This window comes from Corallococcus carmarthensis, assembly GCF_003611695.1.
Taxonomy (GTDB): Bacteria; Myxococcota; Myxococcia; order Myxococcales; family Myxococcaceae; genus Corallococcus; species Corallococcus carmarthensis.
The window spans coordinates 1-10,281 of the sequence record NZ_RAWE01000294.1 but is presented as its reverse complement, the minus strand read 5'-3'; the positions used below and the strand labels follow the sequence as shown (position 1 = coordinate 10,281).

Annotated in this window: 9 protein-coding genes; 5 read left to right on the top strand and 4 right to left on the bottom strand. The window is 71.3% G+C overall.

The genetic code is table 11. The annotated features are described in order from the left end of the window. Both D7X32_RS40595 and D7X32_RS40590 read right to left on the bottom strand, forming a co-directional pair. Positions 1 to 2,524 (bottom strand): serine/threonine protein kinase (locus D7X32_RS40595; RefSeq protein ID WP_147450470.1); only part of this gene is annotated, 2,524 nt, incomplete at its 3' end. Between the two features lie 219 nt (positions 2,525 to 2,743). Beyond that, positions 2,744 to 3,814, bottom strand: a complete 1,071-nt coding sequence (locus D7X32_RS40590) for a hypothetical protein (RefSeq protein ID WP_120607879.1) — start codon at positions 3,812 to 3,814, stop codon at positions 2,744 to 2,746. Between the two features lie 159 nt (positions 3,815 to 3,973). Between D7X32_RS40590 and D7X32_RS40585 the strand changes: the two genes are divergently transcribed. From D7X32_RS40585 to D7X32_RS40575, 3 genes are read left to right on the top strand one after another with little or no spacing between them, the layout of a single operon-like run. Continuing rightward, positions 3,974 to 4,792, top strand: a complete 819-nt coding sequence (locus D7X32_RS40585) for a glycerophosphodiester phosphodiesterase family protein (RefSeq protein WP_120607878.1) — start codon at positions 3,974 to 3,976, stop codon at positions 4,790 to 4,792. A 13-nt stretch (positions 4,793 to 4,805) separates the two neighbouring features. After that, the gene (locus D7X32_RS40580; protein WP_120607877.1) at positions 4,806 to 5,555 is read left to right on the top strand and encodes a deoxynucleoside kinase; all 750 of its coding nucleotides are present in this window, start codon (positions 4,806 to 4,808) and stop codon (positions 5,553 to 5,555) included. 36 nt (positions 5,556 to 5,591) lie between these two features. Further along, positions 5,592 to 6,110, top strand: a complete 519-nt coding sequence (locus D7X32_RS40575) for an acyl-CoA thioesterase (RefSeq protein ID WP_120607876.1) — start codon at positions 5,592 to 5,594, stop codon at positions 6,108 to 6,110. An 85-nt stretch (positions 6,111 to 6,195) separates the two neighbouring features. Here the strand turns inward: D7X32_RS40575 and D7X32_RS40570 are convergent, their stop codons facing one another. Then, positions 6,196 to 6,579 carry a HesB/IscA family protein gene (locus D7X32_RS40570; protein WP_120607875.1) on the bottom strand — a complete coding sequence of 128 codons (384 nt, stop codon included), beginning with the start codon at positions 6,577 to 6,579 and terminating at the stop codon, positions 6,196 to 6,198. A gap of 101 nt (positions 6,580 to 6,680) precedes the next feature. On the opposite strand from D7X32_RS40570, the gene D7X32_RS40565 reads away from it, so the two are divergent. Continuing rightward, a complete protein-coding gene (locus D7X32_RS40565) occupies positions 6,681 to 7,013 on the top strand; it encodes a rhodanese-like domain-containing protein (RefSeq protein ID WP_120607874.1) in 333 nt (110 codons plus the stop codon). Here the strand turns inward: D7X32_RS40565 and D7X32_RS40560 are convergent. Continuing rightward, positions 7,010 to 9,229 (bottom strand): serine/threonine protein kinase, encoded by a 2,220-nt coding sequence (locus tag D7X32_RS40560; protein ID WP_120607873.1) that lies wholly within the window; start codon positions 9,227 to 9,229, stop codon positions 7,010 to 7,012. The genes D7X32_RS40565 and D7X32_RS40560 overlap by 4 nt on opposite strands. Positions 9,230 to 9,343: 114 nt before the next feature. On the opposite strand from D7X32_RS40560, the gene D7X32_RS40555 reads away from it, so the two are divergent. After that, positions 9,344 to 10,051 carry a hypothetical protein gene (locus tag D7X32_RS40555; protein WP_120607872.1) on the top strand — a complete coding sequence of 236 codons (708 nt, stop codon included), beginning with the start codon at positions 9,344 to 9,346 and terminating at the stop codon, positions 10,049 to 10,051. The last annotated feature ends 230 nt before the right edge of the window (positions 10,052 to 10,281 follow it).

The window sequence follows — 10,281 nt, the reverse complement described above, 5'->3', positions numbered from 1 at the left end:
GTGGGGGTTCGGCGGGTTCCGCGGGCTCAGGCGGAACCGCCGTTTCCACGGCGGGCGGGGCCGTCACTTCGGTGCCCGCCGCGGCCACCGCGAGCCCCGCGTCCGGTGTCACGGCCGTGGCCGCGAGGACGGGCTCAGCGGGCTTCAGCGGCGCGGCCTCGGCGGGAGCGGGCGGCGAAGGCGCATTCACGGGGGCCGTGCCCTGGGGACCGGGCCGCGCCGGGCCTCCCGCTGGAGGCCCCTTGATGGGCGCCGGGGGTGCCTGCGCCTCCGGAGTGAAGAGGCCCATCATCCACGCGATTCCCAGGCCCAGCACGACGACGAACACCACGCCCACCGCGAGCAACACGACCGTGCGCGAGCGCTTCGGCGAACCCGAGGCGTCGAGCGTGTCGGGCCCCTCGTCGTCGAAGACCTCGTCCTCGGGGACGGGGGCGCGCACGGCCCGCCGGGGCGGACGGCGCGGCGCCTGGAACCCGATGGTGGACTCGTCGTCGTCCGGATCGCCGGTCGTCACGGGCGTCGGGTCCGTGAGGCTCATCCCGGAGGCGCCCGGGTCGGTGGAGAAGCGCTCGTCGTCCGCGGGCGACGGCCGCGGCGGCGGGCGCAGGGTGCGAGCCCCGGAGGTTCCGGGCGGGGCGGAGCGGTTCGCGTCGCTGGACGGCGAGGCGCCCCGGCGAGGGCCCGGGGGCTGCGACACGCGCCCGTCGTCCCCCATGCGCCGGGGACCGGACGACAGGGGCTCCGAGCGGCCATCGTCGGAGGACGCCATGCCCGAACGGCGCGGGGCCGGAGGCGGTGGAGTGGCGCGGGCCTCCGGCGCGTGGGGAGGCGTACGGCGCGGCGTGGGTGCGAACGGGTCGTCCGAAGCCCCGGTCCCTCGCGGCATGGCCACGCCGGAGGACGGGCGCCGCGTCCGGTCAGCCGGCCCCCGCTCTCCCGACGGCCCGGAGCGCGCGGTGGGTTCCGGAGGGCCCCCGCGCCGCGCCGGAGCGGGCGTGGGCGCGACGGGCCGGGGACGGCGCGCGCGCAGCGGCACGGTGGAGTCGGCGTCCTCGTCCTGTTCCTCCTCGTCCCAGGCTTCCGCCTCGAACACGGGCTCCAGGTGACGGCGCGGCGCGGGCGCGCCGGGCATCGTCCCGACAGCCGTGGACTCGCCGTCGTCGTCCTCCTCGTCGCGCGTGGGCAGGTCGCGCGGCAGCGCCATCTGCGTCTCGGGCTCCCCCTCCTCCGCGTCCCAGGTGCGCAGCGCGGCGGCCTCCGCCGTGGGCCGGCGCGCGGGAGGCCGGGCCACCAGCCCCACCGGCGTCAGCGCCGAGGGCCCGCGGGACGGCAACCCCGTGCCGCCCAGCGGCAACGTGCGCGCGCCCGTGTCCTCGTTCCCCGCCAGCGGCAGGGTGCGCGACGCCGTGTCCTCGTCGAGCGGCAACGTGCGCGCGGCGGTGTCCTCCGCGTCCGCCAGGGGCAGCGTGCGCGCGGCGGTGTCCTCCGGCAGGTCGGGCACCGGGGGCGGCAGCGGCGTGCGCAGGGACGGCAGCGGCAGCGTGGCCTCGTGCCGGCCCGCGCGCTTCGCCGGGGGGATGTGGAGCACGGTGCGCTCCTCCTTCTCCCCCAGGAGCCGCGCGATGTACTGCGCCACGTCCAGGCTCTGCTTGAGCACGCCGGAGGCGAGGAAGTCCTCCAGGTCGTGGCGCACATCGGAGGCCCGCTGGTAGCGCCGGGTGCGGTCCTTCACCAGGCACCGCATCACGATGCGCGACAGGTCCTCCGGGTAGTCCGGGCGCACCAGGTGCGGCGGCGCCGCCTCCTCGTAGCGGATGGCGTAGAGGATGCCTTCCGTGGTGGGGCGGTGGAAGGGCTGCTTGCCGGTGGTGATTTCGTAGAGCATCACCCCGAGCGCGTAGATGTCCGCCCGGTGGTCCAGCCGCTCCTGCATGATCTGCTCGGGCGACAGGTAGAGGAACTTCCCCTTGATGACGCCCGGCTTGCTGCGCTCCATGAACGCGCCGGCCTTGGCGATGCCGAAGTCGACGAGCTTCACGCGCCCGTCGTAGGCCAGCATCACGTTCTGCGGAGAGACGTCCCGGTGGATCAGCTCCAGGGGGCGCCCATCCACGCCGCGGCTGAAGTGCGCGTGATCCAGGCCCGCGGCGATGGCCGCGCAGATCTTCGCCGCGACGCCGTACGGCATGGAGGCGCCGAACTTGTGCTCCTCCACGAGCACGCGGCGCAGGTCCACGCCCTCCACGTACTCCATGCAGATGAAGATGTTGTCCCCCTCCTTCCCCAGCTCGTGCACCTGCACGATGTTGGGGTGGTGGAGCTGGGCGGCGATGCGCGCCTCGTCCAGGAACATCTGGACGAACTCCGGCTCCTCGGAGAGGTACGGGAGGATCCGCTTGATGACCACCAGCGTGGGGTCCGGCGGCTTGTGCGCCAGGAACAGCTCCGCCATCCCACCCAGCGCGAGGCGCTTGATGAGCAGGTATTTGCCGAACGGGGTGGCCGTCTGGGGCGAGCTCAAGGACGTGGAGGGTGTGGGCCGCGGGTGGAACTTTGAACCGTGTCCGGAGCCTACCTGCATTCCCGCCCCGGGGGGAGCCGTCCGACCCGCCCGGGGCGGACTCTAGGCAGGCCCGGCGGGCCACGCGAACTTTCGGGCCCCAGCCCCTGAAAACACGACCGCCCCCCAGGGCGGAAAGGCCCTGGGAGGCGGACGGGGAAAGCGTCAGATGACGGGGGATTACGGGACGGCCGCGCCCGCCACCTCGCCCGGCAGGTCTTCGCAGCCCTGCGGGATGATGGTGTAGGTGTAGCGCAGGTTCGTGCCCGGCACGCCGCTGTCCCGGTCATTGTTGCCGCAGCCGGTGATGTCGGAGCTGCCGTTGGTGCAGGCCGCGAAGGTGTAGGTGTCCCAGACGCCGGTGATGCCGGTGGGGAACGTCACCGCGCCGCCATCCAGGGCCGCCTTCTGGAAGTCGCAGCCTTCGAACGTGCCGCCGTCGCTGAGGGTCCGGGAGCGGGTCTTGTCGTGGTAGACGAGGATGCCGCCGGTGACCTCGAAGCCGTAGTAGAGGGTGCCCGCGTCCTCGTTGTCCAGGCGCTGGAGCTGGGTGGGCTGCGGGTTGGTCAGCGTGAGCGGACCCGCCAGGTGCACGCGCGTGCCCAGGTAGGCCGCGCTGTTCTGGGCCGCCGCGAGCGACGCCTGCAGCTCCTCCGCCGTCACCTCGTTGGCCGCGGGCAGGTTCGCCGTGCCCGCGTCCGTGGTCTTGGGGGTGATGGCCAGGGGCACCGCGGGAGTCTGCTGATTGGCCAGGTGGTGGCGGCGGCCGGTGAACGGCGAGTAGTTCGGCTCCGTGCCGAAGAAACCCTCGATGTCCACGGTGTCGCCGATCTGCGGGTGATAAGCGTCCGGCGTGTCCGTGTAGAACTTATGGATGAAGAGGCCTTCCTTCGGAGCGGCCGGATCCGTCACCCAGAAGTACGAGCGCCAGGAGCCGTTGCCCTGGTCGCTGAGCTTCTCGTAGTGGACGCCCGAAACGACCACGTTGCGCAGCGTCGCCTTGGTGCCGAACGACAGCTTGCGCGTCGCGGCGATCTGGTTGGCGGTGGGGCCCGCGTCGCCGGTGCCCGCGTCAGAGCCCGCGTCCGTGTTCGTGCCCGCGTCAGAGCCCGCGTCGGTGCTGCAGACGCCCGTACAACCGGCGTCAGGGGTGGGAGTGGGATCATCATCACGGCCGCCACAGCCGGCCGCGGTGGCCATCGCAGCGGCAGCCAGGAGGGCCGCAGCGCCCAGCTTCGTGCGCAGTTCCATTTGTAATTCTCCGGGGAGTGAGGGGCGCCGAGGTGGTTGAAGTCCGACGCCGGTCGGGCTGAGGATTCGGGCTCTTATACCGGTGGGATAGTAGGGCCGGCAAGGAACGGACCGGGGCCCTGTCCGTGACATCGTCGTCAATTCGGGAATAGGTGGATCATGCTGCCGCGCGACACGTTTCTTAATGGGCTGAAGCCCACGCTCCACATCGCGCACCGCGGCGGAGCGCTCCTCGCGCCGGAGAACACGCTGGAGGCCTTCCAGCGCGCCGTCCACACGCACCGCACGGACATGCTGGAACTGGACGTGCACCTGTCACGCGACGGTGAAGTCATCGTCGCGCACGACGACACGCTGGAGCGCTGCACCGACGGGGAAGGTCCGCTCGCGGCGCTCACGCTGGCACAGCTGCGCAAGCTGGACGCGGGCCACCGCTTCACGCCGGACGAGGGCCGCACCTTCCCCTTCCGCGGCCAGGGCGTGCGTCTGCCCACGCTGCGCGAGGTGCTGCGCGCCTTCCCGTCCCTGCGCCTCAACGTGGAGCTCAAGCCGGACGTGCCGGGCGCGGAGGACGTGCTCGCCCGCTTGCTGACCGAGGAGGCAGCCCTGGGCCGCGTGTGCCTGGGCAGCGAGCAGGACGTCATCGCGGAGCGGCTCCATCAGGTGCTGCCCGACGCGTGCCACTTCTACCCGCGCGACGCGCTGGCCGCGTTCGTCCTGGCGCTCAAGGCGGGCGAGGCGCCGCCGGAGGACGCGCGCTTCAGCGTGTTGGACATGCCGCTGTACTTCGGCGAGGTGCGGCTGGTGGACGACGTGCTGCTGAAGGCCGCGGCCGAGCGAGGCAAGTGGATCAACGTGTGGACGGTGGATGATCCGGCGGAGATGGACCGGCTCATCGTGGAAGGCATTGGCGGCATCATGACCGACCGGCCGGATCTGCTCCGCCAGCGAATGGACGCCTCTGGAAAGCCGGGTTAAGCCTTCGGGCTCCATGCCCCGCTCCACCGCCCGCGCGCGTCCGGCGACGTCCCGCACCGAGCCCTCGTCCAAGGCGCCGCCCACGGCCGGCGCCGAACCGAAGCCCGCCGCCCGCAACTCGCTCAAGGTGAAGGTGCCCCGCGCCAAGCGCTTCGTGGCGCTGGCCGGCAACATCGGCGCGGGCAAGACGACGGCCGCGAAGCTCATCAGCCAGAGCTTCGGCTTCGAGCTCTTCGACGAGCCCGTCATCGACAACCGCTTCCTGCGTGACTACTACGGCGACATGTCGCGGTGGTCGTTCACGCTGCAACTGGAGTTCCTCATCCGGCGCGTGGAGCACCACGAGCTCATCCACTCCGTCCGGAAGAGCTGCGTGCAGGACCGCACGCTGTACGAGGACCCGGAAATCTTCGCCAAGTACCTGCACGGCCTGGGGCACATGACGAACGCGGAGCTGGACCTGTACTACGAGTACTTCCAGCGGCTGTCGCGCCACATCGTGCGGCCGGACAAGGTCATCTGCTTCGACGTACCTTCCGAGGACGTGCTGCTCCAGCGCATCCGCACGCGCGGCCGCGCGGAGGAGAAGGGAATCGGGCGGCAGTTCCTCAAGGGCCTCAACGGCTACTACGCGGGCTTCCCCCAGGTGCTCCAGGAGAAGTACGGCGTGGACTGCCTGGTGGTGGACGTGTCCAAGCAGGACATCCGCCGGGGCCCGGGCCGCGAGGAGTTCATGGACCGCGTGTCCGCATTCCTCGCCTGACGCGGCACCATTTCTCGTGCGACGCTGCGCCGCGCCATGTCCGACCTCAGCCCGAAGAGCCCGCGCGATTCCGAAGTGGTGATGACGCAGCTCATCCTCCCCCCGGACGCCAACAACCTGAACGCCGCGTTCGGCGGGAAGGTGATGCAGTGGATCGACATCTGCGGCGCCGTGGCCGCACAGCGCCACTGCCGTCAGGTCGTGGTGACGGCGTCCATGGACGACCTGCACTTCCACGCCCCCATCCGCGTGGGCTGGATCGCCCTCCTGCACGCGCGAGTGCTCGCGTCGTTCCGCACCTCGCTGGAGGTGGGCGTCACCGTGCACGCGGAGAACCCGCTCACCGGTGAGCGGCACCTCACCACCAGCGCGCTGCTCACCTTCGTGGCGCAGGGACAGGACGGCAAGGGCGTGCCGGTGCCGCCGCTGCTGCTGGAGTCGGAAGCGGAGCGCCAGGCCTTCCAGGAGGCGGAGGCCCGCCGCGCCCGGCGCCGGGGCCGCGGTCAGGAGGAGCAGTCCTGGCTGAAGGTGATGAAGCCCGTGGCTGGCGCATGAGTGCTGGACGCACGAAGGGCCGGGGGCACGCCTGTCTGGCGTCCCATCCCGGCCCTTCCTCCACCGCGAGCCGTCAGGCGACGGATCAGGTGGTGAACGACGTGCCGCAACCGCAGGACGACTTGGCGTTGGGGTTCTCGAACTTGAAGCCCGCGCCGGTGATGCTGGTGACGTAGTCGATGTGCGTGCCCGACAGGTACTGGGCGCTCAGCGCGTCGGTGGCGATCGTCACGCCATCCTGCTCCCACGTCTGGTCGCCCGCCTTCGACTCCTTGACGAGGTTCAGGTCGTAGCCCAGGCCGCTGCAGCCGGAGGGCACCACGCGGATGGAGAAGAAGTAGCCCTGGAAGCCCTGGGCCTGGATGACCGTCTTCACCTGGGCGATGGCGGCGGCCGTCAGGACGACGGGCGCGGCGGTGGCGGGCTGGGAGGCCGGCGTGGAGCCGGCGACGGCGGTAGAAGTATCCATGTGCTTCACTCTCCTCGTAGACGGCGCCTCATAACGCCCTGGCGCCCGAAAAGCCAAGGGACCTGACGGGCCCCATCCCGACTCAACAGAAGATAACCCCCATGCCCATCCCTGAAATCACCCCCGCCGAGCTGGCCCGGCGCCTGGCCGGCCCCCCCGAGTCGCGCCCCGTGCTGGTGGATGTGCGCTTCCCACATGAGCACGAGTGGGTGGCCCTGCCCGGCTCCGTGCTGATGCCCCTGCCGGAACTGGAGGACTTCCACGAACAGCTGGAGGCCTTCCGGGGCCGCCCCGTGGTCGTCTACTGCCACCACGGGGTGCGCAGCCTGGACGGCGCCGCGTACCTCATCGACCGGGGGCTGCAGGCCGTGTCGCTCCAGGGCGGCATCGACCTGTACTCGCGCGCCGTGGACCCGTCCCTGCCGCGCTACTAGAGCGCGGAGGCCAGGTCCAGCGGCAGGTCCGTCGTCTCGTCGGGCTTGATGGTGGCCTCGAAGGCGACGGGCTCCTTGAGCTGCTTGCCGCGCAGCTCCAGGCGCTGCTTGCCCTCCATCAGCTTGAGCGTCGTGCCGGCGCTGCCCATCATCTGGTTGTTCCGGTACACCGTCAGGCCCGGCGTCATCCCCTTGGGGGTGATCTTCAGCTTGAGGGTGCCCTCCTTGAAGCTGCGCTCGAAGGTCTTCAGCTCGCCCGGCGCGCCGAACGCGAGCTCCTCCGAGTCCTCCAGGTAGATGCCCTGGGCGTCGTTCTCCAGGATGAGCGTGTCCTGCAGGTGGGCGCCCTGCACGCGCGTGAGCGGCGCGGTGCCCAGCAGCGTCACCGGCTCCGGGCTTCCGCAGCGCTCCGTGTGCCGCACGGACACCTTCACCGGCTGGTTGGTGTTCACCGTGAGCCACACGCCCTGCGCGTCCGCGGCCTTGGACGTGAGCGCCAGCATGATGGGTTCGCGGAAGAGCACGCCCATCGCGAGCAGGCCCACGACGAGGCCCACCGTGGCCAGCGTGCGGACGCTGCCGCCCTTGGGCTTCACCGGCTCCGGCAGCGCGGGGGCGCTGTTGCGCGACGGACGGCGCTCGCCGGAGTCCTCGTCGTCCTCCACCGGCGGGGCCACCGGGCGCGCGCGCGGGGCATCCACGCGGCTGGAGGTGCGGCGGCGCGGCGGTTCGACGGCGGACTGGCTGCTGCTGGTGCGGCGGCGCGGCGGCAGGGGCGCGGGCACCGTGTCCGGATCATCCTCCGGCGGCGGCAGGCGCGTGCGCTCGTCGTCGTCGTCCGGGTCCATCCGCTGCACGCCCGAGCGCGAACGCATGGGCGGCTCCGACACCGGCACGGAGCGCGACATCGTGCGCCGGGGCGGCGGGACATCCTCCACGGACTGGCTGCGCAGGTCCGAGCGCGAGTTGGTGCGCGCGATCTGCGTCGCGTTCGGGTTGCTGGTGGACGTGCCGCGCCGGACCGCCGGCTCCGACACGCTGGAGCGGCGCCGGGGCTGCGGCTCCACGCCGGTGAGCGACGGCGCGTCGTATTCGTTCGGGTCCTCCGCCAGCGCGGGCGACATGCCCGTGGCGCGGCGGGGCGCGGCCCCCGTGCGGGTGTTGCCACGCGAGCGCTCGCGCGACTGCGACTCGCCCGGAGGCGCTTCCCAGCTCATGTCCGGGGGCGGCCTGGGCGGCGAGGTGTTGGAGTCCTCGCCCACGGGCACGAACTGGCCCTGCTTGAGCTCCTCCTGCAGACGATCCGCGAAGAGCGTCTTCATCAGCTCCGAAATCTGACCGGAGGTGACGAGCCAGCGCTCGTTGACGAGCAGCTCTTCCAGCGCCGTCTGGAACTCGCGCGCGTTGTCGTAGCGGTCATCCGCGCTCTTGGCCAGGGCGCGCATCACCACGTGGTCCATGTCCCGGGGCACGTCGGCCACCTCGGACGGGGACGGGATGGAGCACTCCATGGCCGCCTGCAGCGTGGCCAGCTCCGAGTCCTTCTTGAGCGGCCGGTGCCCGGTGAGCATCTCGTACAGCACCAGGCCGATGGCGAAGATGTCCGCGCGCCGGTCCAGGTGCTTGCCCGCAGCCTGCTCGGGCGCCATGTACGCGAACTTGCCCTTGATGGCGCCGGACTTCGTCATGGACGCCTGATCCGCGGCCTTGGCGATACCGAAGTCCACCAGCTTCACCGAACCATCGAAGCTGATCAGGATGTTCTGCGGGCTGATGTCGCGGTGCACCACGTTGAGCGGCTGGCCCCGGTCATCATTGCGGCTGTGCGCGTAGTAGAGACCTTCGCACGCGGAGGCGACGATGCGGATCGCCAGCGGACGGGCGATCCACTGGTTCATCCCGCTGGCCTTGCGCATGACCCGGCCCAGGTCCTCGCCGTGGATGAACTCCATGGCGATGTAATAGGTCCCGTTGGCCTCGCCGAACTCGTAGACCTGCGCGATGTTCGGGTGGTTGAAGCGCGCGGCGATCAGCGCCTCGTTCTTGAACATCTCCACGAACTCGCGGTCCTCCGCGAGGTGCGGGAGGATGCGCTTGACGACAAGCTCTTTCTGGAAGCCCTCGATTCCGGACTGACGCGCAAGCCAGACTTCGGCCATGCCGCCCGTGGCGAGCTTCTTGAGGAGCTGGTATTTCCCGAATGCTTGAGGGTTCATCCCGGGTACTCCCCGGGGGGAGCGGGCTCAGTGGAAGGTGACAGGGCAGCGCATCTTAGGGGACAGCGGCCCATGAGGCAAAGGCGCAGGACCTCCTCGTTGGGGTGGGTCGTCATGACCTGCCTGCTGGCCCTGCATGCCGCCGCGGCCCCTGCACCGGATCAGATCAAGGTCGAGCGGCGCGGGGACCTGCTGTCCCTGTCCTGGCGGGACGCGGAGGACCAGCTCCAGGGCGTGCTCACCCCCGCCCTCCCCCGCCCCGGTGAGCCCCTGCGGCTGACGCTGTCGGTGGGAAACCTTCAGGGCCCTCCCTTCCAGGGCGTCGTCACGGTCGCGTTCTCCCAGGAGGGCGTGCCCGGCCAGGTGACGCGCACGCTGAAGCGTGACGCCGTGGGCTGGACCACCGAGTTCGTCCCCGACGCGGCAGGCCCCTGGGACGTGGACGTGCGTTTCCTCACCACCCGCCCCAAGGCGGTCCATGGGCGGTTCACCGTGAGCGAGCCTCCGGTTCCACCCATGGTCTGGCGCGTCCTGTTGGCCATCGCCGGGGGGCTGCTGCTGGTGCGCGTGCTGTACGCCTTCACGCGGCGCGGCGTGACGCCGGAACATCCCATCCCGCCACTCCCCCAGGCCGCGAATCCGGAGGCCACGCCCGCGGAGCCGGGGGGCGCGCCTCCGGTGGATCCGCCCGTGGAAGCCGCGTCGCCAGAGCCCCGCGCGGCGGATCCTTCAGAGCCTAGTGCCGCGGCGTCGCCAGAGCCCGGTGCCGCGGCGTCGCCAGAGCCCGGTGCCCCGCCGGCGGATCCACCGGCTGATCGGTAACACCGCCGTTCTTACAGCCTGGCGTTACAGCCCTGGCCGGCCCCGGGAGGGAAAAAACCTTCCCAGGTTGGGTCTCGTCACATCCACGTCACGGGGCATCCGCCCCGCGAGCCCCTTCCGGATGTCCGGCAGTGCACGTCCCTGCCCTGGGCACCGGGGTTGCACGGGGGAGCAGGCAGCGGGTCGGACGGCGTCGGGCATTTCGGGGCGGGGAGACATCGGGCATGGGC

Excerpts from the sequence above, each read along its gene's own strand:
- D7X32_RS40580 (WP_120607877.1), top strand. The coding sequence starts at position 4,806 with ATGCCCCGCTCCACCGCCCGCGCGCGTCCGGCGACGTCCCGCACCGAG.
- D7X32_RS40560 (WP_120607873.1), bottom strand. The coding sequence starts at position 9,229 with ATGAACCCTCAAGCATTCGGGAAATACCAGCTCCTCAAGAAGCTCGCC.
- D7X32_RS40555 (WP_120607872.1), top strand. The coding sequence starts at position 9,344 with ATGACCTGCCTGCTGGCCCTGCATGCCGCCGCGGCCCCTGCACCGGAT.
- D7X32_RS40575 (WP_120607876.1), top strand. The coding sequence starts at position 5,592 with ATGTCCGACCTCAGCCCGAAGAGCCCGCGCGATTCCGAAGTGGTGATG.
- D7X32_RS40590 (WP_120607879.1), bottom strand. The coding sequence starts at position 3,814 with ATGGAACTGCGCACGAAGCTGGGCGCTGCGGCCCTCCTGGCTGCCGCT.
- D7X32_RS40585 (WP_120607878.1), top strand. The coding sequence starts at position 3,974 with ATGCTGCCGCGCGACACGTTTCTTAATGGGCTGAAGCCCACGCTCCAC.
- D7X32_RS40570 (WP_120607875.1), bottom strand. The coding sequence starts at position 6,579 with ATGGATACTTCTACCGCCGTCGCCGGCTCCACGCCGGCCTCCCAGCCC.
- D7X32_RS40565 (WP_120607874.1), top strand. The coding sequence starts at position 6,681 with ATGCCCATCCCTGAAATCACCCCCGCCGAGCTGGCCCGGCGCCTGGCC.